The organism is Trinickia sp. LjRoot230 (genome assembly GCF_964253315.1).
GTDB lineage: Bacteria > Pseudomonadota > Gammaproteobacteria > Burkholderiales > Burkholderiaceae > Trinickia.
Genome location: NZ_CAXUQX020000002.1, coordinates 1,615,829 through 1,642,296 on the forward strand (window position 1 = coordinate 1,615,829; position 26,468 = coordinate 1,642,296).

The 26,468-nt window shown below is 61.9% G+C and carries 25 protein-coding genes; 5 read left to right on the forward strand and 20 right to left on the reverse strand.

What is annotated here, in order from left to right; translation table 11 throughout:
* Positions 1 to 17: 17 nt before the first annotated feature.
* The 7 genes from ACSQ20_RS26145 to ACSQ20_RS26175 are packed head-to-tail and all read right to left on the reverse strand — an operon-like array spanning position 18 to position 7,326.
* On the reverse strand, positions 18 to 1,085 hold the full coding sequence (locus ACSQ20_RS26145) for a 2-aminoethylphosphonate aminotransferase (RefSeq protein WP_436025644.1): 1,068 nt from the start codon (positions 1,083 to 1,085) through the stop codon (positions 18 to 20).
* Complete coding sequence (aepY, locus tag ACSQ20_RS26150; RefSeq protein ID WP_436025646.1) at positions 1,085 to 2,269, reverse strand: phosphonopyruvate decarboxylase; 1,185 nt, start codon at positions 2,267 to 2,269, stop codon at positions 1,085 to 1,087. Before aepY ends, ACSQ20_RS26145 begins: the two co-directional genes overlap by 1 nt.
* Positions 2,266 to 3,957 (reverse strand): phosphoenolpyruvate mutase, encoded by a 1,692-nt coding sequence (gene aepX, locus ACSQ20_RS26155; protein WP_436025648.1) that lies wholly within the window; start codon positions 3,955 to 3,957, stop codon positions 2,266 to 2,268. Before aepX ends, aepY begins: the two co-directional genes overlap by 4 nt.
* Complete coding sequence (locus ACSQ20_RS26160; RefSeq protein ID WP_436025650.1) at positions 3,954 to 4,718, reverse strand: NTP transferase domain-containing protein; 765 nt, start codon at positions 4,716 to 4,718, stop codon at positions 3,954 to 3,956. Before ACSQ20_RS26160 ends, aepX begins: the two co-directional genes overlap by 4 nt.
* A 51-nt stretch (positions 4,719 to 4,769) precedes the next feature.
* Positions 4,770 to 5,816: a flippase-like domain-containing protein gene (locus tag ACSQ20_RS26165; RefSeq protein WP_436025652.1), complete on the reverse strand. Its 1,047-nt coding sequence runs from the start codon at positions 5,814 to 5,816 to the stop codon at positions 4,770 to 4,772.
* On the reverse strand, positions 5,813 to 6,577 hold the full coding sequence (locus ACSQ20_RS26170; RefSeq protein ID WP_436025919.1) for a HalD/BesD family halogenase: 765 nt from the start codon (positions 6,575 to 6,577) through the stop codon (positions 5,813 to 5,815). Before ACSQ20_RS26170 ends, ACSQ20_RS26165 begins: the two co-directional genes overlap by 4 nt.
* Before the next feature lie 59 nt (positions 6,578 to 6,636).
* Positions 6,637 to 7,326, reverse strand: coding sequence for a CDP-alcohol phosphatidyltransferase family protein (locus ACSQ20_RS26175; RefSeq protein ID WP_436025654.1), 690 nt, complete (start codon positions 7,324 to 7,326; stop codon positions 6,637 to 6,639).
* Positions 7,327 to 7,569: 243 nt separating this feature from the next.
* Here ACSQ20_RS26175 and ACSQ20_RS26180 point away from each other — a divergent pair, with 243 nt between their 5' ends.
* The 3 genes from ACSQ20_RS26180 to ACSQ20_RS26190 all read left to right on the forward strand — a co-directional run bounded on the left by ACSQ20_RS26180 (position 7,570) and on the right by ACSQ20_RS26190 (position 10,384).
* A complete protein-coding gene (locus ACSQ20_RS26180) occupies positions 7,570 to 8,004 on the forward strand; it encodes a hypothetical protein (protein ID WP_436025656.1) in 435 nt (144 codons plus the stop codon).
* A 302-nt stretch (positions 8,005 to 8,306) separates the two neighbouring features.
* On the forward strand, positions 8,307 to 9,485 hold the full coding sequence (locus ACSQ20_RS26185; RefSeq protein WP_436025658.1) for a porin: 1,179 nt from the start codon (positions 8,307 to 8,309) through the stop codon (positions 9,483 to 9,485).
* A gap of 146 nt (positions 9,486 to 9,631) precedes the next feature.
* The gene (locus tag ACSQ20_RS26190) at positions 9,632 to 10,384 is read left to right on the forward strand and encodes a 2-keto-4-pentenoate hydratase (protein WP_436025660.1); all 753 of its coding nucleotides are present in this window, start codon (positions 9,632 to 9,634) and stop codon (positions 10,382 to 10,384) included.
* Between the two features lie 58 nt (positions 10,385 to 10,442).
* On the opposite strand, the gene ACSQ20_RS26195 is transcribed toward ACSQ20_RS26190, so the two are convergent.
* The 9 genes from ACSQ20_RS26195 to ACSQ20_RS26235 all read right to left on the reverse strand — a co-directional run bounded on the left by ACSQ20_RS26195 (position 10,443) and on the right by ACSQ20_RS26235 (position 19,373).
* Positions 10,443 to 12,002 carry a sensor domain-containing diguanylate cyclase gene (locus tag ACSQ20_RS26195; RefSeq protein WP_436025662.1) on the reverse strand — a complete coding sequence of 520 codons (1,560 nt, stop codon included), beginning with the start codon at positions 12,000 to 12,002 and terminating at the stop codon, positions 10,443 to 10,445.
* 194 nt (positions 12,003 to 12,196) lie between these two features.
* Positions 12,197 to 13,132 carry a malonate decarboxylase subunit epsilon gene (mdcH, locus tag ACSQ20_RS26200; RefSeq protein ID WP_436025664.1) on the reverse strand — a complete coding sequence of 312 codons (936 nt, stop codon included), beginning with the start codon at positions 13,130 to 13,132 and terminating at the stop codon, positions 12,197 to 12,199.
* Positions 13,132 to 13,806, reverse strand: coding sequence for a malonate decarboxylase holo-ACP synthase (locus ACSQ20_RS26205; RefSeq protein WP_436025666.1), 675 nt, complete (start codon positions 13,804 to 13,806; stop codon positions 13,132 to 13,134). The genes mdcH and ACSQ20_RS26205 overlap by 1 nt, the downstream gene beginning before the upstream one ends.
* Before the next feature lie 35 nt (positions 13,807 to 13,841).
* The gene (gene mdcE, locus ACSQ20_RS26210; protein ID WP_436025668.1) at positions 13,842 to 14,654 is read right to left on the reverse strand and encodes a biotin-independent malonate decarboxylase subunit gamma; all 813 of its coding nucleotides are present in this window, start codon (positions 14,652 to 14,654) and stop codon (positions 13,842 to 13,844) included.
* Entirely contained in the window at positions 14,654 to 15,589 is a 936-nt protein-coding gene (locus tag ACSQ20_RS26215; RefSeq protein WP_436025670.1) for a biotin-independent malonate decarboxylase subunit beta, read from the reverse strand. The genes mdcE and ACSQ20_RS26215 overlap by 1 nt, the downstream gene beginning before the upstream one ends.
* Positions 15,586 to 15,909 carry a malonate decarboxylase subunit delta gene (locus ACSQ20_RS26220; RefSeq protein ID WP_436025671.1) on the reverse strand — a complete coding sequence of 108 codons (324 nt, stop codon included), beginning with the start codon at positions 15,907 to 15,909 and terminating at the stop codon, positions 15,586 to 15,588. Before ACSQ20_RS26220 ends, ACSQ20_RS26215 begins: the two co-directional genes overlap by 4 nt.
* Positions 15,897 to 16,844, reverse strand: coding sequence for a triphosphoribosyl-dephospho-CoA synthase (locus tag ACSQ20_RS26225; protein ID WP_436025673.1), 948 nt, complete (start codon positions 16,842 to 16,844; stop codon positions 15,897 to 15,899). The genes ACSQ20_RS26220 and ACSQ20_RS26225 overlap by 13 nt, the downstream gene beginning before the upstream one ends.
* Positions 16,845 to 16,847: 3 nt before the next feature.
* Positions 16,848 to 18,530, reverse strand: coding sequence for a malonate decarboxylase subunit alpha (gene mdcA, locus ACSQ20_RS26230; RefSeq protein ID WP_436025675.1), 1,683 nt, complete (start codon positions 18,528 to 18,530; stop codon positions 16,848 to 16,850).
* 60 nt (positions 18,531 to 18,590) lie between these two features.
* Positions 18,591 to 19,373 carry a GntR family transcriptional regulator gene (locus ACSQ20_RS26235; RefSeq protein WP_436025677.1) on the reverse strand — a complete coding sequence of 261 codons (783 nt, stop codon included), beginning with the start codon at positions 19,371 to 19,373 and terminating at the stop codon, positions 18,591 to 18,593.
* Between the two features lie 108 nt (positions 19,374 to 19,481).
* On the opposite strand from ACSQ20_RS26235, the gene ACSQ20_RS26240 reads away from it, so the two are divergent.
* Positions 19,482 to 20,780 (forward strand): MFS transporter, encoded by a 1,299-nt coding sequence (locus ACSQ20_RS26240; protein ID WP_436025679.1) that lies wholly within the window; start codon positions 19,482 to 19,484, stop codon positions 20,778 to 20,780.
* Between the two features lie 15 nt (positions 20,781 to 20,795).
* Here ACSQ20_RS26240 and ACSQ20_RS26245 read toward each other — a convergent pair whose 3' ends face one another.
* Both ACSQ20_RS26245 and ACSQ20_RS26250 read right to left on the reverse strand, forming a co-directional pair.
* Positions 20,796 to 22,325, reverse strand: coding sequence for an SH3 domain-containing protein (locus ACSQ20_RS26245; protein ID WP_436025681.1), 1,530 nt, complete (start codon positions 22,323 to 22,325; stop codon positions 20,796 to 20,798).
* A 66-nt stretch (positions 22,326 to 22,391) separates the two neighbouring features.
* Positions 22,392 to 23,294 carry an ATP adenylyltransferase family protein gene (locus ACSQ20_RS26250; protein WP_436025683.1) on the reverse strand — a complete coding sequence of 301 codons (903 nt, stop codon included), beginning with the start codon at positions 23,292 to 23,294 and terminating at the stop codon, positions 22,392 to 22,394.
* Between the two features lie 261 nt (positions 23,295 to 23,555).
* On the opposite strand from ACSQ20_RS26250, the gene ACSQ20_RS26255 reads away from it, so the two are divergent.
* Positions 23,556 to 24,626 carry a hypothetical protein gene (locus ACSQ20_RS26255; protein WP_436025684.1) on the forward strand — a complete coding sequence of 357 codons (1,071 nt, stop codon included), beginning with the start codon at positions 23,556 to 23,558 and terminating at the stop codon, positions 24,624 to 24,626.
* Positions 24,627 to 24,662: 36 nt separating this feature from the next.
* Here ACSQ20_RS26255 and ACSQ20_RS26260 read toward each other — a convergent pair whose 3' ends face one another.
* Complete coding sequence (locus tag ACSQ20_RS26260) at positions 24,663 to 24,941, reverse strand: hypothetical protein (RefSeq protein ID WP_436025685.1); 279 nt, start codon at positions 24,939 to 24,941, stop codon at positions 24,663 to 24,665.
* A 98-nt stretch (positions 24,942 to 25,039) separates the two neighbouring features.
* Positions 25,040 to 26,455 (reverse strand): carbohydrate porin, encoded by a 1,416-nt coding sequence (locus ACSQ20_RS26265; RefSeq protein ID WP_436025686.1) that lies wholly within the window; start codon positions 26,453 to 26,455, stop codon positions 25,040 to 25,042.
* Between the last annotated feature and the right edge of the window lie 13 nt (positions 26,456 to 26,468).

The window sequence follows — 26,468 nt, forward strand, 5'->3', positions numbered from 1 at the left end:
TCGACAACACGACACCACTACCGCGTCACTTCACCGATCTCTCGCAAAAGGCGATCGATATCCGCCGCCTGAATTGCACCCATTGTCGAAATACGAAACAAGCGGCTGGACAATCCTCCTTGCCCCGCGTAGATCACGAACCCGCGCGCTTTTAGCGCATCGTGCAATTGCTCGTACGTCATCGCACCGGGCAACTCGTAAGCGCGCAACACCACTGACGATTGTTCGGGCGGCAACACCGCGCGAATCCCGAGCGCGGCAAGCCCCTCCCGTACTTGCTCAGCGAGCGCCGCATAACGCGCATGGCGCGCTTGCCATCCGCCTTCATCGTTGAATTCGCGCAGCGCTTCGACGAGTGCGTAATAGGCGTGCACAGCAGGCGTAAACGGCGTATTACGCTGCGCCTGAAGCCGCGCAAGCCGTGCAAGATCGAGATAGTAAGTGCGGCTGACCGCCTCGTCGAGCGCGTCGCGGCGAGCAACGACGAACGCGGCGCCAGGCACGCCGTGCAAGCACTTGTTCGCTGTCGCAGCGACGGCCGCGATCGCCCCGTCGGCAAAATCGATCGCTTCAGCACCAAAACTGCTGACCGTGTCGACAAGCAGGCGCACGCCGCGTTCGCGGCAAAGTCGACCGAGCGCTGCGAGGTCGTTCAGGCGCCCCGTCGTTGTCTCGTGGTGAACGACGGCTACATGCGAAAACGACGTGTCGTCCTGAAGCCTCGCTGCAATACGATCGAGCTCCGGCGCCGCCATCCAGTCATGCACGAGTGCTTCGTGAGCGATGCCATATTGTTTAGCAATGCTAACGATACGCTCGCCATAGATGCCGTTTTGCACGACGAGCACTTTGCCGTTCTGCGGCACGAGCGCCGCAATCATGCTCTCCACCGCAGCCGTCCCGGAACCGGTCATTAGGACTGCTGACCATTGCGCGGCATCGAGCGCATAAACATCGAGCAGGCGCGCGCGCGCTTCGTCCTGCAAGTCGTAGAACTCGCTTTCGCGGTGGCACAGGTCGGTCTGCAACAAACTATTGCGTACGCGCTCAGTCAGCGTAACGGGGCCGGGATTGAGCAGCAGCATCACACAACTCCTGGTTCGGTACCGAGATGGCGCATCAACCGCGTTTTCACCTCGGTCGGGGAAATGGTCGGGCGCGGCAGGCCGTCGGGCGTGCCGCGCCGAATCGTCAAACGCGCGAAATGCGGACCGTCGACCGACCCGCTGTGCTCAGCCGCGCCAAGCAATTCGTCGATGATGCCAATTTCGTCGCCTTCGATCGCCGATGCATAGCCGCAGGCGGCGGCGACGCCGGCGAACGATACGTGCGGCGACACGGTGGCCTGTGCGCCCGTCGACTCGTGTGCGCCGTTATCGAGCAACAAATGAAAGAGATTGCCGCGACCGTAAGCGCCAAGCGTTGCAAACACGCCCATGCGCATCAGTGCGGCACCGTCGCCGTCGAGTGCGACGACGCGCAGATCGGGCCGCGCGAGCGAAAGGCCCAGCGCGAGTGGCGTGACGCAGCCCATCGATCCGACCATGTAAAGCTGATTCGGCCGATCGGCAAGCGCATAAAGCTCGCGTCCGCAATATCCCGTCGACGCGAGCACGACCGTCGATGCCGGCGGCGTCAGTTCGATGACGCGCCGCAGCGAGTGTTCGCGCGAAGGCAGCGCGTCGGCCGGCACGCCATGCCATTTCGCAGCAGGCGTACACGCGGCCGCTGGTGCTGCCGTCACGTTTTTCAGCGGATAGGGCGCCACGCTGCCTTTTTGCATGACGAGTGCATAAGGCCGGCCGGTGCTGTCCATGTGGGCAACCGCACGCGTGAGCGCAGGCTCGATTGCATCCGCCTCGCGCGGAAACGGTTCCCATGGAATTTCCATGGTTTCGAGCAAAGCCGGTGTGATCGGCCCCATCAACGCATGCTGCGGCTCGTCGGCCACGCCCGGTTCGCCGCGCCACGTGACGATCAACAATTGCGGCAGGCGGAATGTCCATGTCAGCGACGTTAGTGGGCTCACCGCGTTGCCGAGCCCGGAATTTTGCATCATCGTGACACCGCGCGCGCCGTTGCGCGCGCCGAGCGCGACGCCAGCGATAAACGCAACTGCATCGCCTTCATTCGCTGCGCTCACGTAATGCAGCGCCGGGTCTTGCAAGACATAGTTGATGAACGGCGTGAGAAAAGAGCAGGGCACGCCGGCATACCAACTGAACCCGTGACAGCGCGCCGCATCGACAAACTGAGCGGCCTCGATCATTGCGTGTCTGTCCTGCCGTTACCCGGCAGCGCGAAAGGCGCTTGAGCATGAGCGAAGTCGCCTGCGCGGCGGAAGTCTTCGAGGTCGTTGACGCCGCACCAATGCCCGTGCACGTATTGCACCTCGATGCGTTCGCCCGCATCGATGAGCGCGTTGATCAGCGCGGGCATGTCGAGTGTGTCGAAGTCGGGCTGCAGACGGAGTTCGTCGAGCATCGCCTTCAAGCGCGCACAACCCGCGCCGCGCACACTTAGGAGTCCTATCCATCGGCCTTGCGCAGGCGCGTCGATACGCGAGTCGCTGCGGATGCGCTCGAGCAGCGTTTTGCGGCCGAATAGCGCCCGATCGTCAGATGCCGAACAGCACGCAAAATCGCGCACGCTCTGATTCGAGGGATGTGTCAGCGATGAATCGACCACCACCGTGAATGGTGCTTCGCTTTCGACGAGGTCGCGCAAGATGTAGTGGCGAAACAGCAAGTCGCCGTAGGAGATGATCGCGTCGCCTGTGAGCGAATCGATTGCACAGGCGAGCGATGCGAGTTCGCCCGTTTGCACGTGCCGGTCGTTCACGACGAGCCGGATGCCGGCTGTGTCGATTGCATCGGCACGATAACCGCCGACGACGGTAATGTCGTTGACGCCTTGCTGCTTGAACGCATCGACTAGCCAACGCAAAAGGGGCTTGCCGGCCACCGGCAGCATGACTTTTGGCCGGTCCGCCGTCACGGCCTCGAGCCCTGAGCCGCGGCTGGCGGCCAGCACGACGGCACTGCTCGAACGGCGCGCGGACGAGAGGTAAAGCCGTTCGGCCGTCGAATACTCATCGGCATCTTGAAGCCGAAAAATCTCGTCGACAGTGGCGATGCGTTCCTCGACGTTGACGAGTGTCTCGCTGCTGTGAATCTCGCGAGCAACGGCTTGCATCGACGAAGCCGCGGCGCGAACCAGATGATTGGCCCAGATGACGGTGCTGATGCCCGCTTTGCGGAAGACTTCGGTGGGTGTGCTGTAGTACTTCGTCGGCACGATCACGAGCGGCGCGCGGCCGGCCCACTCGCGCGCGAAACTCAGAATTTCGTCGGGACGCGACAGCTTGCTGTGAATCAGAATCGCGTCTGCCCCTGCCTGACGATAAGCTTCGGCGCGTGTCAGCGCCTCGTCCATGCCCCAGCCCGCGATCAACGCCTCGACGCGCGCGACAACCACAAAATCTGCTTCGGACTGCGAATCTTTTCCTGCTTTGATCTTCCCGCAGAACTCGTCCATGTCGGCAAGCGGTTGACGCTCGCCGCCGATGAAACTGTTCGTCTTCGGAAATTGCTTGTCCTCGATGCATACGCCGGCAATGCCGCGCTGTTCGAGTTTGCGCACGAGCCGACGCACGTTATTGAAATTTCCGTAGCCCGTATCGCCATCGAGCAGGATCGGCAGATCGCTCGCATCGGCCATGAATTCGAGTGTGTCGACGACCTGCGTCCAACTCGCCTCGTTGTTGTCACGTACGCCAAATTGCGCGGAAATAGCGAGCCCCGAGGCCCAAATGCCTTTGAAGCCCGCTTCGCGCACGATGCGCGCAGACAAGCCGTTATGCGCTTCCATCAGGAATTCCAGCTCGGCGCTGACGAGCATGTCGCGCAACCGCGTAAAGCGAGAGCGCGGGGAAATGATCGGGTCGCTTGCATTCATCGCAGCACTCCATGAGCAAAGGTCAAGCGCGGCAATATTTGATCGGCGGCGCGCTGCACATCGTTAGGGAAATCAATTTCGATCCAGGGCGTGCCGGTTACGTCGGCCACTTCGAAGGCGTGTTGCCCTTCGAGCAGCAGATCGCGCACGGCTTCCTCATGCGGCATATTCGAGCGGCCCTCGTCGACATAGCGCGCAACGATTTGCGCAAGCCGTTGCGCCGTTTCCTGGCGGAATCGAAAAAAACCGATCGACTCGCCGATGGTGTCATACGAAAGGTCCACCGCTAGCTGCTTGCGCAACTCGACGGGCACCCCGCTACGCACGCACAGTTTGACCGGTTCGTCACCCGCTTCGAAGCCGCGATCGAGCAGCAAACGGTTGGTACTTGGGCCCGCCACGAGCGTGCGAATAAGGGCTTCGTCATAGAGCACGTCGGCATCCATCAGCAACACATCGCCACCGCGCGTCAACGCATCGGCCACCGTATGCACGGTGAGCACGCTGCCGAGGTCGTAGCGGGGATTGATCACGATCTCGGGCAGTGGCTGCCAGTCGATGCGCGCAAGCTCGGCTTGCACTTGTTGAGGCTCGAATCCGAGCGCGAGGACGATGTCGGTTACGCCCGCCGCGCGCAACGCACGCAAATGGCGCTCGAGCAGCGTGATGCCGTCAAAGCGCAGCAGGCATTTCGGAAATTGTTGTTCGGGCGGAAGCTGCAGGCGCAGCCCGAGACCCGCGGCGAGAATGACCGCTCGCATCGTTGAGGCTCCTTGCAAGGGAAAAGGTGCCGCGGCTGGCAACACACATTGCTAAACAATATGCCCGCGCTGCCGGCGGCCTGAAAGCTCGAATGCCGCATTGCCTCGCGACCGGTTCGCTCGACGCCGCCATCTGCGCTCGCTCCAATGCAGATATGCAATGCCCGGCAGGCCCAACGCCAACTCGCGCGCCCGCTTGGCGAGCGAAAGCGCCAGGCCGGCATCGGGCGGCAGACCGACGAGCGGTGCCAGCAGCAGATAGCCCCCCTCTTGTGCGCCGAGCGAGCCGGGAATGGCAAACGCGGCACCACGGATGGCTTGGCCTGCGCTTTCGAGCAGCAATGCAGCGAGCCAACTGACCGGATGGCCGAGAAAATAGAGCGCGAGCCACACTTCGCCGGTGCCGACGATCCACCCGACGAGGCTCAAAGCGAACGTTGCCCCGACGCGGCCGCGTTGGCAATAAAGCCGGCGAACATGATTGTCGATCGCGTCGGCACGCGCGGTCAGCGCGCTCGCGTCGCGCTTGCCGAATACTTTTGACGCGATACGGACGAAACCGCCGAACAGGCCGCGTCGCTGCGCGATACAAAACGCCACGATGGCGAGCCCGAGCACCGTGCTTCCCACGAGCGCCGCGACCTGCACACCGTGTGCGGTGTCTCCCGGCCGCGCGCTGGCTACTGCCGCAAAAGCCGCGAGGCCGAGCAGTGCGAAGACGATCTGCGCGAGCGCTTGCATGGTTGTGCTGACCGTGATCGCGGCCGCTGCGCGCGGCATTGGAATGCCGCGTTGCGAGAGGTGGCGCGCCACCAACACGGGACCACCGAGTTGCCCGGCCGGCAGCAAACTATTGACGGACTCGCCGACCCAGCGCGAGCAGACGGCATCGACAAAACGTGAGTGGCGTGCGAACAGCACGCGAATCGCCGCGGCGTCGATCAAGAGCGGCACGACATGAAACGCGGCGACGAGCGCCAGGCCCCATCCTGCCGCGGCCAGCGCACTCGCAACGGCACCGACACCCTGCCATGCAAGCAGCGCAACAAAGACCGCTGTACCGAGCGACAGTAAGACCGCAGTAGCCGCGCGCGTCATATCGCTTTCCGTGGTGCACGGCTGCGCGCCGCGAGCTTGCCGAACACTTGTCGAAAGCCGAAATAAGCAACCGCGTCTTTCATGTTCGAGATAAAACGCCGCCATGGTCGCATATGCGCATTGGTGACATATTCAAAGGTCAGCGAGACCCGCATTTCGTTCGGGCCAAGCGGTGTGATTCGATGCCGCAGCTTGTCGCCGTCGAACAATACGATCGCGCCCGGTGCGTACTGAATCGAGCCGGCCTCGGGGGTTATGCCCGCGGTGCGTGTATGCAGTTCGTAATCGAGCCGGCATGACGAATCGTCGATTACGCCGAGCAAAAGCGTATAGCGGCGGCCGTCGTAGTAAGAGGTGTCGTAATGCCAGCCGATATGGTCGCCTGGTCGCGTGTAGTAATAGAGCGCATAGGCGTGAGGATCGTCCTCGGGCGAGAGCAGAAGCGTTTCGCCCACAATCGCTTGAAGCCAGCGCACGAGCGCGCGCGACCGATATAGCTCGCTAATCAAAGGCGCGAGCTTGTCGATCGCATGGCGGCTCACGCTGCCGCCTTGCTTATGGCCCGGCAAATAGTTGCGATTGACCGCGGGCATCAGCGTGCGCGCAAGATCGGCGAGTTGCGCGGTGACGTCGCGAGGCAGGACATCGTCGAGATAAAGAAACGCCCCTTGACGAGCAAACGTGCTTGCGAACTGCGCCGGATCGAGGCTGGCAACGCGCGCGGCGATCTTGGCGTCGAGCGAATCGGATGCGGCAGGCATGCTCCCGCTCGGGGGCGCTTCGTAGCCTGCGAACATGTCGCGCTCAGGCGCTTGCCCGATCATCGAGACATCCGCAGTTCGGCAGCTTGCTGCGCAGGACGCGTCCGGCGCACGATGCGCCAATAATCGAAGGCTACCCACACGGCAAAAAGCGGAGCGCCAATCGATGCCGTCACGACAAACGGACCGACGCCGTGCAGGAGCGTGACGAGCGGCAGCAGATACAGCACGTCTTCGGTTTCGAAGCCGGCCGCAAACGCCTGGCGCGTGCCGACTTTGCCCGCGATCGATTCAATCCGCATGCGCAGATAAAAGATCAGTGCCACGGCGAAACCGGCAACGGTGCCCAGCAAAACCGGCGGCGCGAACGTCGACGCGCCCTGGGCTGTGAGGCCCAGGCCCATCGAAACGAAAAGCGCCACGGTCACCAGCGCATCGCTCGCGAGGTCGTAGCAATGGCCGAGCTTGCTCGACTTGCCGCTGATGCGCGCGAGCTCGCCGTCGGTATGGTCGATGAAGTTCGAAAGCACGATGAACAGCGCCCCGATGTTGCTCCACGTAAAGCCGCCTTCGGCCAGGCACGCCGCGCCTGCGAGCCCCGTTATCAGACGCAGCGTCGTCAAATGGTTGGGTACGATGCGCGTGTTCTTGAGCGGCGTAACCAGCCAGCGTGCAAGGCGTGCATCCCACGTACGTGGGGGAGCAATTGGCGGAAGATGGCGAGCGGTTGTCGTTGCGTGTTCGTTCATCCCCGGAAATATATACGGTTTTGAGACAGAATGCGCTGAACTCGACGTATTCCGGTTGCGCCTGATTGCCGGCTTCATCGGCGTGCAGCTGCAAAAGGCGGTAAAGTGCGAGCCGGTCGAGATGAACGCGGTAGCACATCGAAGTTGTACTATCCGCCGCGCATCGCATGCCGCGCATCATATGTGCCTCATCCGTCGAGATTGAACCATCGGGCCCGAATCGAATCGACGCCGTCTGCTCCCATGAAAACAACGCTTGTGGCCGCCTCGGTTGCGGCATGCGCCGCTATCCTGCCCGTTGCCAGTCACGCTGCTTCGCTCGACGATCCACTAACTTGTAATGTTTCCGCGCACACCTTCATCGGCAAGCTGATCGGCGACGGGCTGATCGAGCCGCAGCCTTCGCGCGTCGAATCGAATTCGATCAACGCTTTCAATCCGATACGAGGCGTGGATTTGCAAGCGTTTGGCTATCACGTATTTGCAATCGTCGGCTATTACGAGGGCGATCCGATCTTTCGCAAAGGCAGCGGCAAGCGCCTTTCCCAAAACGCGTACGGCGCGGTGGTATGGGGCTCGACGCCGAAAGTGCAAGCCGCGGTCGAAGCGGCGCACAGCCCTGCCATCGTGCATCACGTTGCCCCGTTCATTACCGCCATTTTTTGCGACCGCGATTGACGAAAAACGTCGCGAGGGCTACAACGCATTTAAGGCGCATACCTAATACCGGTGCAATGTTTCGGACTCCTGAATTTCGGGGTTGATCCTGATTGCGCACTGTTTTTTGCCATTTTATGCGCCAATTTGGCGCATATCGAACTGCCTTTTGAACAGTTGTTCGATCGCCGCGTGGGCGGCAAGCAACGAACGACCGTGCCGGGAACGTTTTACGATGGACGCGTCGGTTTTGGCCGTGTAAATATTCTGGCAGTGGCAGCAAACCATAAGAACTCGATCGGGCCGTTGGGATGGGAGGCGGTATGAAAAAGCATGTCGCAGTGCTCACAATTGCGAGCGCATGCGTGACGCCGGCGTTTGCGCAAAACAGCGTGACGTTGTATGGCCTGATCGACGAGGGCTTCGATTTCACGAACAACGTGCTCGGCCATCACAACTACGAATTGCAAAGCGGTTTTGTGCAGGGTAGCCGCTGGGGGCTGAAAGGCTCCGAAGCGCTCGGTGGCGGCCTCAAGGCCGTGTTTCAGTTGGAAAACGGATTCAATGTGAACAACGGCCGCCTTGGGCAGGGCGGTCTCCAATTCGGCCGCCAAGCTTACGTCGGTCTTGCGAGTGATTCATTCGGCACCATCACGCTCGGGCGTCAATACGATTCGCTCGTCGACTTCCTCGCACCGACCACGGCCAATGGCAATTGGGCCGGCTATATGTTTTCGCACCCGTACGATAACGACAACACCGACAATACGTTTCGCGTCAACAATACCGTCAAGTACATGAGCCCTGATTTCGCGGGCTTTCAATTTGGCGGAACCTACAGCTTTAGCAACAGCACCAACTTTGCCAATAATCGCCAGTACAGCGTGGGCGGACAATATGCGAATGGCGGCTTGCTCGTTGCAGCAGCCTATTTGCAGGCGAATAATCCGTCGGCGACGGCGGGCGGCGCAATCAACAACGGCGGCGATACCGATTTTGTTGCGAACCGCTTGCGCATTTTTGGCGGCGGCGTCAATTACACATTCGGTCCCGCTACGGCGGGCTTCGTCTACACCAATACCGACGTGCGCGATCCAACCGGCAACGGCTATCTGAACCAAACGACGACAGGCGAAACGGTGGCGCCGATAACGGGGCCGCTTGCCGGCGCCACGGTGACGTCGGTCCGCTTTCAGAACTTCGAAATCAACGGCAAATATCAACTGACGTCCGCGCTATATGTCGGCGCGCAATACGTCTATACACTCGAGCGCTACAACACCTCGCTTGGCAGCGCGAAGCCAAAAATCCATTCGTTCGGATTGATGGCCGATTACAACCTCTCGAAGCGAACCGACGTTTATATCCAAGGCGCGTTCCAAAAAGTGGCCGGCGATTCGACCGGCTCCAGCCTCGATCAGGCCTATGTACCCGGAGCGGCCGATTTGTCGAGCAGTTCGAAGCAGGTGGTGGGCCGCGTCGGCATTCGCCACAAGTTCTGAATTCCGAGCGTGCCGCGTCCGCCCGAGGCGCTGCCGCATGCATGGCAAGCATGGCCCATTGTTTGCAAGGGGCGTATCCTGACATGGCGTTTGGCCGGCCGAATATGGCCGAACGCTGGCCATTCGAATCCAGGAGACGCAACGCCATGACCCCGACGCAATCGCTCGCCACGCAACTGATCGACGCCCATCACACTCACACGTTGATCGATTCCGCACGAACGAGCGAGCTAAAGCTCGCCGACGTTGAAGAGGCCCGCGTCGTGCAGCAGTTGGTGCTCGCTGAACTCGGCACATGCGCCGGCTACAAGATCGGTGCCGGCTCGCCCGAGGCCGAGCCGCAGTACGCGCCCCTGCCTGCTTCCAGAGTGTTCGGTGCGGCAACGGGCATCCGCTTGGCGGACTATGCACGCGTTGGGCTCGAACTCGAGATTGCATTCAGCTTCGCTCAGGATATCGATCAGTCCTTCGCTGAACGGACCGAAGACGCACTCGACTTCATCGATACGATGTCGGTCGTCGTCGAAGTGGTCGACAGCCGCTTCGAAGCGTGGCCGAAGGTCAACCCACTGCTGCAACTGGCCGATTTGCAGAACAATGGCGCACTCGTGATCGGTGACACTCGGCCTTACGATCGCACGTTCGATTTTGCTTCGCCGCAGGTCACGTTTCGTTGCGGCGATCACGAGATATTCAGCGGCCGCGCGCGACACCCTGCCGGCGATCCGCGCCGCCTCGTCGCGTGGCTCGTTGCACAGACATTGCGCTCCGGGCACACCATCGCCGCTCGTACGGTGCTGACGACAGGTTCTTATACGCCGCTTTATATGGCGAAGGCGCCAGGTACGGTGCGCGGCGAGATCGAAGGGTTTGGGTCGATCGAGTTCAAGATCGCTTGATTGATCGTTAGGAGTACGAAGCAAGCGTCCCCGAGCGAATCATTACGTTACGATCAGCTCAAGCGGCCGTCACTGGCGCCACCGGCGCCACCTTGTTGCGGCCAGTGGCCTTCGCCATGTAGAGCGCCTCGTCGGCGGCTTTGATCATCTTGCTCACGTCGGCGTCGGTCTCGGCGCTGCTATCCGCGCCGGGCTCCCAGGTGGCAAGGCCGATGCTAGCCGTGACACGGCCGAACTCGCTGCCCGCGTGCTCGATGCCGAGGTTTGTGATCGCATTGCGAATGCGCTCGGCAATTTGCGCCGCGCCGCTTGCCGGTGTATCGGGCAGCACGACGATGAATTCCTCGCCGCCATAGCGGGCTGCACTGTCGTTCGGCAGCCGGATATTCGCGCTGATGCAGCGGGCCACTTCGAGCAACGCATTGTCTCCCGCCTGATGCCCGTAGGTATCGTTGTACGCCTTGAAGTGATCGATATCGGCAAACAGCAGCGAAAAGGCGCGGCGGGTGCGGCGCGCTTGCCGCCATTCGCGGTCGAGAATTTCACCGAGCGTGCGCCGGTTGTTGAGCCCCGTCAGGCCGTCGACGCGTGCCAGCAACTGCAGCTCGGATTCGGCAACGAGGCGCCGCCGCAGTTGTCGGCTCAAGATGATCGACAGTGCAACGAACGACAATGCCAGCACCACCATGAGGCCCACGAGCGGAAGCGCGCGGCGCTGCCACCTCGCGTATATGTCTTGCTCGCCTTGCGCCACCATCAGGATCAACGGTAGACCGTGCAAGTGTTTGAAGTAATAGAGCCGACGCACGCCATCGATGGAGGCGGTTTCCGAAAAGCTGCCTTCGGTCGCCTGCATGAATCTGCGGAAGGTGCTGGCATTACGGATATTGCGGCCGATGATTTTGTCATCGTACGGTTGCCGCATGATCATCACGCCGTCGTCGCGTATCAACGACATCGAACCGTGTGGCCCAAGGGCAAGCCCCGCGAACAAGTTATGAAAATATTCGAGGTCCACCGCAATCAACGCGACGCCGGCAAACGAACCGTCTGGGCGCGAAATGCGCCGAGTCAAAGCGATGCTCGGCGATTGCGCGCGCAGCCGCGAACGAAATGGGTCACTGATATAGAGGCCAGCGTTCGGATTATCGCGTTGAGCCACAAAATACGGGCGATCGGCAAAATTTCCCTTTCGCGGTATTTCGTGAGCCGCGTCCATGACGATATTGCCGCTTGCATCGAGCACGAGCAGCGAGCCGAGGTACTGCGCCGTCGCTGCGCGATCGAACAGCATCTCCTGGCGTATGCGCGGTGGCAATGCCATCAGGTCCGGTTCGTTCATGCCGTCGACGACGGCCTGCAGCGATAATGAATAGAGTTCAAAATTGCGCTTGATATCGCGCTCCGCGATCAACGCCAGACTTTTCGATATCTCTTCTGCTCGTTGTTGTGCGTCGACGCGGCCTTCATATAGCACGGTCATACAAAGCACGACCATCACGGCCGCAACGACCGTTGCTCCCAGCACGAGTGCGCGCGGGCCGGCCCAGCGCAAGATGCGCCGCGTGAATTGCGCGATAGTATCGGTCCTTACGCTATTACTTTTTGTCTCCGCCATTTATTACGTGCCTCGATGCCGCGCTTGCCGTCCCGACGAGCCCTACGATAGTGAAAGACGCTCATGCGCGTCAAGCGCGGGAGCCTTGGCAGCCATACCGCAGACAAGTTTCGCCCGGGTACGGTCCGCAGCGAGTGTACCTTGGCTGGCAACGAATCCGCCATAGGGCAGTGATGGCAGAGGGATAGGAGCGCTTAGGCGGTATCGAGGCGCCGCTTGAGAATCGGGATCAGGCGATCATCGGCGATGGCGCATGCGCTCAACGCGGTGACCCCGGGATACGCGGCCGTCGCGATCGAGGTCAGCACCTGGCCCGGCGGTGCTTCGACGAGTACCGTCGCACCGAGCTCGATCATTGCCGTTAGCGCATCGAACCAGCGCACCGTATAACGCATATTGGTTGCGAGGTCGGCGCGAACAGCCTCCGGCGAGCGCAGAGCGCGCGCGCTACGGTTGCCGATGTAGACGGCGCGTGGTGCCTGAAACGGTATCCCGGCCGCGAAGTCGACCAGCTCGTCCGCTGCCGCTGCGAGCAGTTCGCAATGCGACGGTACGCTAACGGCAAGGCGTTTGGCGCGGTGCGCACCCGCAGCAAGCGCGCGTGCGGCGAATGCCGCGAGGGCCGCATCCGAGCCGGCCACGACGATCTGCCTCGGCGCATTGACATTGCCGATGTAGACGTGTTCGGCCGCGTCGCTCGATGAATCGTCGTTCGCGAGGGTTTCGATTTGCTGCTCGGTCAGGCCGTCGATGGCGGCAAGCCCGTAGCCGGTGGGATAGGCGTTTTCCATCAGCTCCGCTCGTTTCTTTACGAGCCGAAGTGCATCGGGGAACGACAGCGCGCCACATGTAACCGCAGCCGCATACGCACCCACCGATAGCCCCGCCGACTGTTCGATATCGAACCCCGCATCGGCCAATCGACGCGCGGTGGCAACGCCCGCCACGACCAGACCGATCTGAACGGCCACATTCAAGCGCAGCGCCTGTTGGGTATCGAGCGTTAGCACGTCAACCGAGAGCACGTCGGACGCTTCGGCGAGGGTGGCGTCCACAACGGGATGCGCGGGCAGACGATGCAAGAAGCCGGGGCTTTGCGAACCTTGCCCGGGAAATTGGCAGGCGAGCATCAGGCAGCCCCCGGCGTGCAGTGATCGACACTGTCGATGGTCCATGGATCGGCGATCAGGCGCGGACCGTTAGGAGTGCGAAGCATCACGCGCGGCGTATCCGTTGCCCACTCGGCAAGCGCGATTGCACCGGCGGGCGTTTCCAACTGCGCATCGATGCGAATGCCGACGGACGCGGCATGCGCTTGCAGATGCGCATGCAACGCGGCCGCGGTGCCGCGCTGCAACGCGCAACGGGTGCGGATCACCAAGTCCAGATCGCTCGATGCGCTGACGGTTGCGACGCCCGTCGCAAGCTCGAAACCCGTGCTGCCCGTCGGCCCCCATTCATAGCTGGCGAGGCACGCCGCTTTCGCGAGGTGGCGCAGCAGTACGAACGGAGCGAGTCCATGGCGAGCGAGTGGGGGGGCGAGCGCGCGCAGGTCTTCGGGCGTAATAATCGTTTCGATGTCCTGAATATCGGCCCACGCGCCGAGCCGCTCATGGCGCGCGGTGCCGCGCAGGCCGATCGCGATCTGCCCCGCGGTGGGCGGCGCGCGGCGCACAACCGCGTAAGGACTGGCCGAAAACGCATCTTGCGCCCATGCGGGCGCTTGCGCGGCCAGCGGCGAACGCCGCAGCTTCAGCAGATCGTGCGGGCGAATCAGCGGTGGCGTGTCAACCGGCATCGACATGATTGTGATCAGCGTCCTTCGCTTAGGACTCCTTATTAAGCATCCCATTGCATGGCCAGCCGGCGTCGCACCTCGATCGATGCGGCGCGTGTCGTCTTCGCGGCTTCGTTCGCAAGCCGGTGCGAGAGATCGCGCGGGCCGGCGCGCGCACTGGACACTGCGTCGATCAGCGCGCTTCGCACGCGCGCGATGTGCTCCTCGGTCGGCGCATCGGCATTGACGCCGTCGATCAAGTGGTCGAGCAAGCCGAGCTTGGCGAACGACGCCAGCGAGTAGGACATCGGCGTAATCGTTTCGCCGAGCGCATCGAGCGCCTCGGTGGAGCGGCGTGTGACGCGTGCGGCCGCGTCCTTGCCCATGGCGTGGACCATCGTTCCCGGAGCGTCGAGCGCGAGAATGCGGTTGGCCTGATAGCCGTGCGCGAGAAACGCACCGGACATCGCCGGGCCGACGATCAGTGCGACGACCGGATGCCCGGCGTACCGCGCCGTGGCGTAGGCATCGACGGCTGCGGCGCAGGCCAGATGAATGCCGAGCATTTCCTCGCGATAGCCGTAAGCCTGGCTTTTTACATCGACGATCGCCACAATGGGCCGCCGTTGCGCGGCATTCGCGTCTTGCTCGATAACCTGGCGCACGACTTTCGCGAGCCGCCAGCCCTGTTCGAGCCCAACGACATTTTCTTTTGCGCGCGGAAAACGCTGGCGCGCATCGGGGACGATGGCGACGAAACGCGCGAGTGTATCGCCGAGCGGTGCGTCGGCAGACCACACCGGAGCCGCAGTGGCCGATTCGCCGGCAAGCGCATGCAGCCAGCGTTCACCGCGCGTCGTCGTCGTATCGTTCATTAGCAGTCCTTACTATTGGAGGATTCGATGCCGCATGCGCTGCCGCCGCTGCCGTCGGCGCCCGTGCCGTCACTATCACCAGCGCAGGAGCGGAATATTGCGCGCATCGCCCCGGGCGTGATCGTTGCCGGATCGATCTGTGCAAGCTTGGCGACGTAGCCGTCCACTGCCTCGCTACGGTGTTCGGGCGGCACACCTCGCGCGAACGCCACATGCACGGCGGTAGCGATTGCGCTCGCGTCATCCTCGACGAGCATATCGGCGAGGCCCGACGCCACGCGCTGCGCACCGCCAATCAATTGCCAGATACGCAGCCGATCGCCGGCATCGAGTTCCTCGATGCCGGCTTCCTGTTCGATGACTTCCGGGCCGTTCATGCCCAGGCGTCCCTGACGCGTCATCACAAGCCGCGTGCAAAGCGCCGCCGCGAGCGACATGCCGCCAAAACACCCGACCATGCCTGCGATGACGCCGATCACGGGAACATGTCGACGCAACGCAATGATGGCCGATTGGATTTCGGCAATCACGGCAAGACCGAGGTTGGCTTCCTGTAGGCGTACGCCGCCGGTTTCGAAGACGAGCAGCGCGCGCATGGGCCGCCCTTGCTCGCACTCGCGCAGCGCGAGTTCGAGCGCGGCCGCAATCTTGCTGCCGGATACCTCGCCGATGCTGCCACCTTGGAATGCCGATTCGATAGCGGCCACCACGGCCGGCTGGCCGTCGATCGTGCCGCGTGCAATCACAGCACCGTCATCGGCCTGGCACACGATGCCTTGCATCGGCAACCACGGCGAGGTGAGCCGGTCGAACGGACCGAGCAACTCGCGGAACGAGCCCGCGTCGAGCAACGCGCGCGCGCGCTCGCGTGCGGTCAACTCGATAAAACTTTCGCGCGCAATGAAGGCCGGTGTATCGGCTGCGCGGTGCGTCATTGCGTGTCTCCTGGTTCGATAGCATCGGACGCCTCGACTGCTTCCACCGCTTCGGCCAAACGCAAAGCCACGACGCCCGGCGTCGCACCGAAATCGTTGATTTCGATGATGGCGGCGCCGTCATAGCGGGTGAAAAATCTGTCGAGCACACTTTTCCAGATGTGCCCGTAGCCGTCGACACTCGTATTGATGGTGACCTGCGCGCGCATCGCATCATTTGGCGAGAGCAGGACTTCGAGATCGCCCGAACCGACCACGCCGACATGCGCGCGCGCCGTCACGGCGCGTTGCGCGCGATAGTCGAACTTCAGCTGTTCCATTTACGAGGGCTCCCACTGGCGCCATATCGCACCAGTTTGTCGATGAATAAGGTAGCGGCGAGCAAGTCGGCCGCGCCGCCCGGCGATGCGTTCATCGCGAGCAGTGCGCGTTCGAGCCTGTAAAGCGCCGCGCGTCCAGCCAACGTCGCACTGCCGCCATTTGCAAGCACTTCGCTCGCGCCGCGCTTGGCAGTGTCGAGCGCAGGCTCGCCTGCGCGGTGCAGCAAACAGGTGTCGTCGAGTGTCGCCATGATGGCGAGCAGCGCATCGATGCGCGCGGCACTTTCGCCATGGCCGCGGCGCCGAGATGCAACGAGCGTGGGCAAACCGGCCCCGATGACATGCGGAAAACCGTCTTGCGCTTCGCGGCGTGCGCCGCCCACGCCGTAACGCTCGCGTACGCGCGAGCCATTGCTTTGAGAAACGATCGACGCAGTTGCGCTTGCACAATCGGGAAAGCAGGCGACTTGCGCGGCCAGTGCGGACACCTGACGAGGACACCATGCGCCCGGCGCGGTATCGAAACGAGCACGAGAAATCGTTGCGCCCGCAACTAACAGTCCGACGATCCAGATCGCACCGCGATGCGCATTACTGCCGCCAGTCGCTTCCATCATCGCGGCTTCGCCGGCGCGCCCGATGGCCGCGAGTTCGGTGCGAAGCCGAGCCGAGGGGCGCTGTCCGCGCGATGCGCGCGCCAATTCGGCAAACGTTGTTTCGAGCGCGTGTGCGGAGCGGATCATGCGTTCGAGGTCGAGGTCGCGATGCGCACCGCTGCCGCGCCGATCGACTAGCGCGGGCTTCGGGGTGAGGTGGGCCTCTTCGACGAGCGCATCGACGGCGAATGCTGCGAGGCACCGGCTCAGATCGTCGGCATCGTTCGCCGGCGTATGCTGCGCCGCGTGAGTGGGATGGCGTATCGTCGTCGCGTGCATCGGCTACCAGCTCCTGAAACGCGCAGGCGGTGCGTACAGGCCGCCCGACCATGCCACGAGATCGTCGATGCTGCGCGCGGCGAGCAGCGAGCGCTTCGCTTGCGCGCGCTTGATGCCGAGATCTTCGGGATAGGCAACGATACCGCGCCGACGCAATTCGGCCGTGCGCGCGGGCTGCGCGCGCAAGCCGACTGGCGTGACGCCTGCGACTGCCGCCACGGCTGCGCGACGTTCTTCGAAACCCTGCGCCTTATGCAAATACGCGATCCCTTCTTCCGTCACGACATGACTGACGTCGTCGCCATAAATCATCACAGGGGCGATCGGCATGCCGTTTTTAATGCCCACCGCAACTGCATCGAGTTCGTCGACGAACGTCGGCTCGCCGCCTTTCTTATAGGTCTCCGCCAGTTGCACGACGAGCTTGTGGCCTCGCGCGATGTTCGCATTGGTCGCGCCGCTAGCCTGTGCTTCTGACGTGAGCAACTCGAGCCACGGCGCACTCGCATGTCTGCGTCCGCGCGGATCATGGCCCATGTTCGGCGCGCCGCCGAAACCGGCCAGACGTCCGTGTGTGACCGTCGATGAGTTCGCATCCGCATCGATTTGCAATGTCGAACCGATGAACAGATCGACACCATACTGGCCCGCCAACTGGCACAGCACACGGTTCGAGCGCAGGCTGCCGTCACGGCCCGTGAAAAAGATATCGGAGCGTGCGGCGATATAGTTTTCCATGCCGACTTCGCTACCGAAGCAGTGCACGCTGTCGACCCAGCCCGATTCGATCGCGGGGATCAGCGTGGGGTGGGGGTTCAGCGTCCAGTTGCGGCAGATCTTGCCTTTGAGTCCGAGTTCGGCTCCGTACGTCGGCAAAATCAGCTCGATTGCCGCGGTATCGAAACCGATGCCGTGGTTGAGCGACGTCACGCCGTACGCTTCGTAGATGCCGCGAATGACCATCATCGCGGTCAACACTTGCAAGTCGCCGATATGGCGCGGGTCGCGCGTGAACAACGGCTCGACCGCGAACGGCCGGTCCGCTTCGACGACGATGTCGACCCACGAGCCGGGGATGTCCACGCGCGGCAGCACATCAACTATTTCGTTCACCTGAACAATGACGATGCCGTGTCGAAAGGCCGCGGCTTCGGCAATGGTCGGCGTGTCTTCGGTATTCGGTCCTGTATAAAGATTGCCGTCACGGTCCGCTTTATCGGCGCATAGCAGTGCGACGCGCGGTGAAAGGTCGACGAACATACGCGCGTACAACTCGACGTAGGTATTGATCGCACCGATTTCGAGCTGCTTGTCTTCGAGCAGTTGCGCGACGCGCAGGCTTTGCGGCCCGGCGAACGAGAAATCGACGGTGCGCGCAATGCCGCGTTCGAACAGCGTCAAATGTTCGGGCCGACTGATGCTCGAGATCAGCAGATGCACGTCGTGCACCTCGCTCGGGTCCACTTGTGCGAGCGAACGCGAGAGAAAATCCGCTTGCTTCTGGTTGTCGCCCTCGAGCGCTACTCGATCGCCGGGGCGAATCAGTAGTTCAAGCGCATCGACGATACGCGTGCGCGGCAGCACGCCCGCCTCGAGCCAGGGCGCAACAGCGGCCAGACGTCGGGCCTTTTCGTCGCGCATGGTGGTCCAGCAGCGTGCGGCGGGCATATCGGATCGAGAGGTCATCGGGGCATCGGCTCGTGTATCGGTTCTTGAAGCAACGCTCATAAAGCAACGTGTGCCCGCTCATGCCTTGAAGGAAGTGAACGGGGACGCGTCGCGCGGTACGCGTGTTGTTTTGCCCTTGCGCGCGAGCGCATCCGTTGCGCTCTCTTGCAGCAGCCGATAAAGCAGCTCGCCCGTGCCGAGCAAATGTTCAGTGAGCAATTTCTGCGCCGTTTGCACATCGCGGCGGCGCACCGCCCGCATCAATGCCGCATGTTCGCGATCCGACACGGTCTTGTGATCGGGCAAACCGAATTTCACGCGCAAGTAGCGTTCGCCTCGACGATGCAGCGTAGTAATGAGTTCGAGCAGTTGAGGACGCGCCGCTGGCGCATACAAACTCATATGAAACGCCTCATTGCGCGCGACATAAAGCGCGGGGTCGGCCTCGGAGCGCGCGGCGTCGCAAAACGCCTGCGCCTCGCGCAACGTTGCATCCGTATGAGCAGCAATGGCACACGCAACGGCAAGGCTTTCGAGTGCGGCACGGATCTCGTAGATCTCGCGGGCTTCATCGGCCGATAGTGGCGCCACGGTGGCGCCTTTATGCATTTCGACCTTCGTCCAACCTTCGCTTTCGAGCTGCCGCAACGCCTCGCGCACGGGAATCGCACTGACCGAAAAGTGTCGCGCAACGGCGTCTTGCCGTAACGGCGCACCGGGCGCCAACGTGCCGTCGACAATCGCCGAGCGCAATGCGTCCGCCACCATTTTCGATGCGCTGGTACGGGGCGCGACCGAAATGGCCGCGAGCGGCAACGCATTGCCGACGCCTAAGGGAAAACGATCCGTTGCTTCATTCATGATGGTCGATATTATATACAAAATATTCGATAGGAAATCGGGCAAACCCTGCTTCATTGCCGGTCCGGTCACCGGTCAGTTGTGAAACCGCATCTCTGGAGGATTCAGATGAGTTCAATGATAGAAAGTGCCCGTGCAGCGCGGCGCCGCACGCCGCTCAACCGCTCGCAGATCGCGGGCTTTTGGGGTGCTTGGGCAGGATGGACGCTCGATGGAATGGATTCGTTCATCTACGCGCTCGTGCTCACGCCCGCGCTGACTGAGTTGTTGCCGCGCTCCGGCTATGCGGCGACGCCAGCCAATATCGGGCTTGCTGGTTCGATTCTCTTCGCACTCTTTCTCGTCGGTTGGGGGCTATCGTTCATCTGGGGACCGTTGGCCGACCGCTTTGGCCGCACGAAAGTGCTGGCGAGCACCATCTTCATGTTTGCGATTTTCACAGGCCTCGCGGCTACTGCCCACGATGTCTGGCAACTGGGCATCTATCGGTTCCTCGCCGGTATCGGCATTGGCGGCGAATGGGCGCTTGCCGGCACCTATGTGGCCGAGGCTTGGCCGGAGGACCGCCGCAAGATGGGAGCCGGCTATTTGCAAACGGGCTACTACGCCGGATTTTTCCTGGCTGCCGCGCTCAACTACACGGTGGGCGTGCATTTCGGCTGGCGCGCGATGTTTTTGACGGGTGCGGTGCCGGTTGTCGTTGCCATCTTTATTCTGATGCGTGTGAAAGAGCCCGAAAAATGGCAGAAGGCCGAAGCGAATGCGGTGCGCGCGCGGCCGCTGCGCGAAATTCTTGGCACGGGTTATCGGCGCCGCACCTGGGTGGCCTGCGCACTGCTGACGATTGCCATCGTTGGGCTGTGGGCCGGCGCGGTCTATGAGCCGTCCGCCGTCATCCAGCTCGCGCTCAAGGCCGGCATGAGTAAGGGAGAAGCGATCAAGACGGCGTCGCTCGCAACGGGGCTGCTGTCGATCGGCACAATTCTCGGCTGCCTTGCGTTGCCGCCGCTTGCGGAACGCATTGGTCGCAAGAAGACACTTGCGGTGTATTTCAGTGGCATGGCTGTTTCGATCGTTGCGAGTTTCGGCTGGGCGTTTTATTTGCCGAACGGGCTCGCGCCTTTCATCGCCTGGCTTTTTGCGCTTGGATTTTTTGGCGGCAACTTTGCGCTCTTCAGCCTGTGGCTACCCGAGCAATTCGAAACGCGCGTGCGTGCAACCGCATTCGCGTTTTGCACATCGATTGGCCGCTTCGTCGGTGCGGGTGTCAATTTCCTGCTTGGCGCAGCCGTGCTCCAGATGCATACGCTCGGAATACCTGTCGCGCTGACGGCGATTGCCTTCGTCATCGGGCTCTTCATCATTCCATTTGCACCCGAGACGCGCGGCGAGGCCTTGCCTCAATAACGTCGGAGCCAATGGTCAGTTCGCCGGATGCGCCTCATCGGGAGCGGGCGAACTGCCGCTAGGCGCGCCGAGGATGCTGATCTGGAAGACGGGTGTCGCTGCAAGCGATTGCAGTGACGAATCCTCAGGAATCCTAAGTAAAAGCGGAAAGATCACCGAGCCGCCGATCACGGCGCGCCGGCTGTCATTGGCAGGACGCAGGCCCCAGATATCCTGATAGACGAGCGGCACCGTATGGCCGTCGCGAATTACATTGCCGAGATAGAGCATGATGTGGCCGCGGATATAGACGAGGGTGCGCATCGGCGCGCCATGCTGCACGAGGTAGGCGATACGTTTGTCTGGCGGCGCGTCGGACAAATCCGTTACGCTGCCGGCGCTGACCTGCGTCGACGAATGGCGCGGCAGCCAGACCCCGAACGCCGCGAAGATGCTTTGCAGCTCGGAAGAGCAGTCGTTATAAAAACCGGCATTACCCCATCCGTATGGGCGCCCGATCAGCGATTTGATTAGGAGTGCCAAGTGTCTGGGCGTGGCAGCGAACGGCATCGGTGCGACCTGCGCGGCAGGCATGCGCGCTTGGCGAATCACGGCATGAGCGTCGATATCGCGGGCGGGTAGGAGCACGTCATAACTGCCGGGCGCACCTGCCGGCGCTTGCGTGGCGAGCGGCAGCAGTGTGCCCGCTGGTGCGTTGAAGCGGAAGATGCCCGCGTCATCACGGACCGGCGCTATGGCAGCGATTACCGCCGCCCATGCAGTGCGTGCATGCGCGCGCCAGCTATTGGCGAAAGCATCGTCTATTAGAGCAACACCGCCGGTCTGAACCCATCCCTGCACGTCCGGCGTCTGCACATAGTCCCATGCGCGGTCGGCACTGTGTCCGAGAAGATAGAGCGGCGTGCCCGGGCGAACCGCCGTGATTTGCAGGTTATCGAACGGATAGCCTTCGCCGGCCAAGCGCCGCGAATAGAACGACGGGTCGGCTGTCGGCAACTCTCGCACGAGCAGGTTGTCCGTTGCAATGGCACGTGCCGCCGCGGCATACCGAGGAGCGCGCGCGAATTGTGCGACGTCCATGTTTGCTTCGATGGCATCGATCCACGCCGATGTGTGCGGACGATAGTTCTGCCCATAGCCGATACGCTCGGGTCGCTTGCCCTCGTTGTCGTAGCCGCCGATTCGGCGCAACTGCAAATCGACGATGTCGCGGCCGCCTTGTCCGTAGACATGCTCGGCGATGAACGCCGGATTCCATGGTGACGCGTCGTGCGGTTGCAGGCCGAAATAGTGCGCGTAGAGCGAGTCGAGATGTGCACGCTGCTGTTGCTCGCTGAAAAACGGTGTGTCGTAGCCGGGGCTTGCAGGGTCGGTCCAATGATCGACGGTCTGATCGTACGCATCCATCGGAAAGAGCTCGATCGGATCGCGGTACGGCGCACTATGCGTGGTGGGGGTGTGCGCGGCGCATGCCGCCAACCCGAGGCAAAGTGCGGCGAGTGCTAACCGCTTGCAGGCGGCAAGACCAAGGTGGGGCAACGACATTGATAAGGAGTCCGTAGTAAATGAAGCGGCTATACCTGAAACCAGTCGACGTTCGCTACGGTCACGTTAGCGTCCGCGCGCAACGCGCTGCAGCAGCGTCATCGGCCCCAGCTTCCGAACGTGGTCCATTTGCGCGACATTGTGCACAAAAAGTGAGCCCGCAAAGCCCAGCGCATTGATTGAAATCGCGTCGACGCTTTCCATTGTGCGGGGTACCGCCAGCATCCAGTGTCGCGTTAGCAGCAAGTTATAGGGGCCACGCTGGCGCGCTGCCGCACCGCCGCTACGGTCGTGCAGATCGAGCGCTTCCATCAAGCGCAAGTAGCAATCAAGCGAAACGCGCGCAGCTTGCTCGTGCGAGCCGCTGGGTTGCAGCCGGGCGAAGGCGTGCGCAAACGGCAGTGCAGGTAGCTTGCCGATGCCGTTGACCGTTTGCGCCGCGGCGATCAGCGGCGCGATAGGCAGCAGCACCTGCCCATCGCCGATCGGCAGCGGCACGATCTGCATGTGCTTGTGCCGTTGACTGGCGCCGGCTTCCACGCCGCCGTTATAAAACCCGAGCCCATCGAATTCGGCAAGACAAGCACACCATGCCTCGAAGTCGACCAAACCGAGCAGCGTTTGTTGTTCCTCGAACGCACGCGTAACGACCAACAAGTGATAATCGATCACGTTGAACTTGTTCAACAGCGCAATATGGGTAGGCGAAATATCGGCCACGAAAAGATCGGGCTCATATGGCGCGAACGGGTCGGACGATACGTGGAGGCCAGTGTTGGGTCCCGCCGCGCGCCGCTGCGCCTTGCGAGCCAGACTGGAAACTTGCCGGACGATGAATGACACGCCGCCGTCTTCGATGGTCGTGGACACCGTTTCGATCGAATGCAATGCGCCCGTTGCCAGCGCGTGCCGCGATCGATCGACGATGGTGGCCCAGAGCGTACCGGGGCGGAAGAAAGCGAAGGGCATGTTCGTAATAGCGACGAAAAGGCAACGAATTCCGCCATTGTCTCGCAAATGCGTCGCTCGGCTGATCAGGCAGCCCCGCACATTGGGCGTTCGATAGCGAAAACATGGCGAATAGGGGAAGGCGAAGATGCCGATAATCGTTGCGAAGAACTGTCTGCGCACGAGGTCGCACGAGGCCGGTGCAACAAGCAAGCACGGACGGCGGGCACACGCCTTGCGGTCATCATGAAGCCGGGGCGGCAAAAACAAGCGCAAATGACGATGAACACACGTGATTCTTGGCTCGCTCAGGAGCGGCGGCGAACGGCTTTGTCGGCGCTTGTTCCGTCTGCGCTCGTCTATCTCGACAGCGCCGCTGCCAGCAGCCCGAATTGTCGCGCCAAGGATCCGAGCACGTACGTCCGGCAAGCCGTGTGTTTGAATCGCTCTTTGCTACGTGCCGGCATGCCGCGCCTGAATATCTATACGAATGCAATCGATGCGGTGAACGCTGTGCTCGCTGACATCCCCGACGTCGTGCCGCCGGCGGTCCACATGCTGCAAGTCTCGCGTAGCGATTTGCCCAAAAGTACGCCGTTTTACGCCGCACATTTCAAGCTCGATCTGATGACGCAGGCGGCGCGAAGCCTACCGCGCAATGCGCTGTTTCTGCTGCTCGATACCGATATGGTGGCGATGCGGCCACTGAGCCCGGAGTTGCTCGATCGCGTGGCGAGCCTCGGTGCTGGTGTTTTCGATATTTCCGACCAAGTATTTCCTGCATACGGCAGCGATAGGGTTATTGCGGATCTTGACCGCGTCGCGGGCCGCACGCTGCTCAATCCGCGCTGGTACGGCGGCGAGTTCTTGCTTTGCACGCCCGCTTTTCTCGACCGGCTCGTCGAACGAGGCAAAGCATGTTTCGGCCGATACGTCGGCGAAATCGGCCACTTGCACCACAACGGCGACGAAGCGTTTATTTCGTCCGCGTTATCGCTGATGGCGGAAGACGGATGCCCGTTGGTCGAGGTCGGGGCCTATCAGGCGGTCGGGCGGCATTGGCCCGGCAACACGTATCGGAACCTTTATTGGTTCAGCCGATGCGCGTTTTTGCATCTACCGGGTAGTAAATCGCTGATCGACGACGAAGCGCATTACGCCGATTTCGATGCGGCACGCTTATGGCGTGCGCTCTCGTTCGGGCATCGGATGGGGCAACTGCGTACGGCCGTCAAACTGTTGCTGCACGGTTTCCCGCAGGTTCACGTTCGCCCCGCACCCGCGCGGATACGTCGGCCCGGCACTGAGACCAAGCTTGAAGCACCGAAGAGCGATGCATCGACGAACGTGTGAACAGGCCCGAGAGGCGCGCTCGTTGCCCGCGAAATACTACTCACCGAAAAGACTGTTGATGTCTTTGGCATTGTCCGCATCGCCAAGGTTGTATTCGGCACGCACGGCTTTCAGCACTTCATCGACGACACGCTCGTAACCGATCGCATTGCCGAAATGCTTCATCGTCCAATTGCATCCAGATGCATCGGGCGGTTGCTTTTGTGGGCGCGGCACGCGAATCTTGACCCCGTCCTCGACGATTTCATGAACGCGATGAATGCGGCGGTTGACCTCGTTCTGCAAACGGGACGCATTGAGCGTTTTGCGAATCACGGCAGGCTCCTTGTTACATGCATGGCACGAACGGCACCGCATGAATATGCCATGCGTTACGCGTTCGTGCTACGCCGTGCGCCCGTTATGCCCGATGCTCAGAACGTGATATTGGTGCGCACGCCGACGACAAAGGTATTACGCAGCGCCTGTGTCGGCACGTTCGGATTTTGCCCCGCGCCTGCATTGAACGTATATTGCAGATCTCCCTGAACGACCCACCATGGCGCGACTTGATATTGATACGTTGCCTCAAGCGCGGTTTCGCTACCGCGGGGCACGTAGCCCTGATCAATGTCGAACGCTCGCGCATGGCTGCCCACCTTGATGTAGGCCAGACCGAGACCGACGCTGTCGTTATCGCGACCCGCAAAAGGCGCCTTCATGACCACCCCCACGTTCGCGCTGACGCTCGCGAGGTTGCGATCGCCGGGCGCTGCCATCACGCGCGCGAACACGCCGACGCTGCGTGCCCCGCCAGGATCGGGGCGCCAGACCATTTGATCGGCCACCGCATAGAAGCTGTAGTTGCCGAGATGCTGTCCGCTCGTGTCGGAACGCTGGTCGGCGAAGCGTTCGTTGTTGTACCAGACGCCGAGCTTATAGGTGCCGGGCAGGCCGCTGGGCTTCGCGCTGCCGGGCGCGCTGTCGCCTTCTGCCGGCTGATTAATCGCATATTGCAGCTCGCCGATATAGAGCGCACCGTTATGCAGATTGAAATTCGTGCCGCGCAGATTGTCTGGATTGTTGCCGAGCGGATCGCCGTCGAAGACGCCCGCCATGGCCGTCAGCGATGGCGTAATGCGGCCACGTACGCGTACGCCAAGCGCGGCCAACGGATAAGCCGGGCCGCCGCTCGGCATGTCGTAGGACGGCACGCCCGGCCAGCCGAACATCGTGCCGATGAACGTGCTCGCGTATTGGCTCGTCATGAACTCTTGATCGATCGCTTGCTGGCCGACCTTCACGTCGACACGCTCGTTCAACAGCGATTGCTGGTACCAGAGCTCCCAGAGCCGCGTCGTGTCCTGTGCTTCGATTCCGCTTGCTGTATTGAGCGTGCCGAGGTTGTGTTGACTCAGATGTCGGCCGTGAATCTGCAATGCACTGATATTGAATTGGCCGCCTTTGAGGCCGAAAGCCTTATCGGTATCGACACCGAGCGTCATCGTCGTGACGCCGTCGTAAGTGCCGCCGCGCTTCAAGCCGCCGCGCAGATTCGCTAGATATTCGCTCGTTTCCACGAGGTTCAGCGTCACGCCATAGTTGCCGAGCCACGGACGCAAGCCGCCCATGTCGCCGAGCAAGGTGTCGCGCGTCCAGAGCGTCTTGGGTTGATCGACGGCGGATGGTGAGGCTGATGCCGACGCTGCTGCTGAGTCGGAGGCAGGCGTGGCATCGGCTGCATGCACTTGGGTGGTTGCGAACGATGCGCAGGCAAGCGCGACCGACGCCGCGCAGCGGCGCAGTGACCAAGCGCAGATGCGTCGCTCGGCCCAGGGGCTAATGTTCATCAGGCGTCCTTAT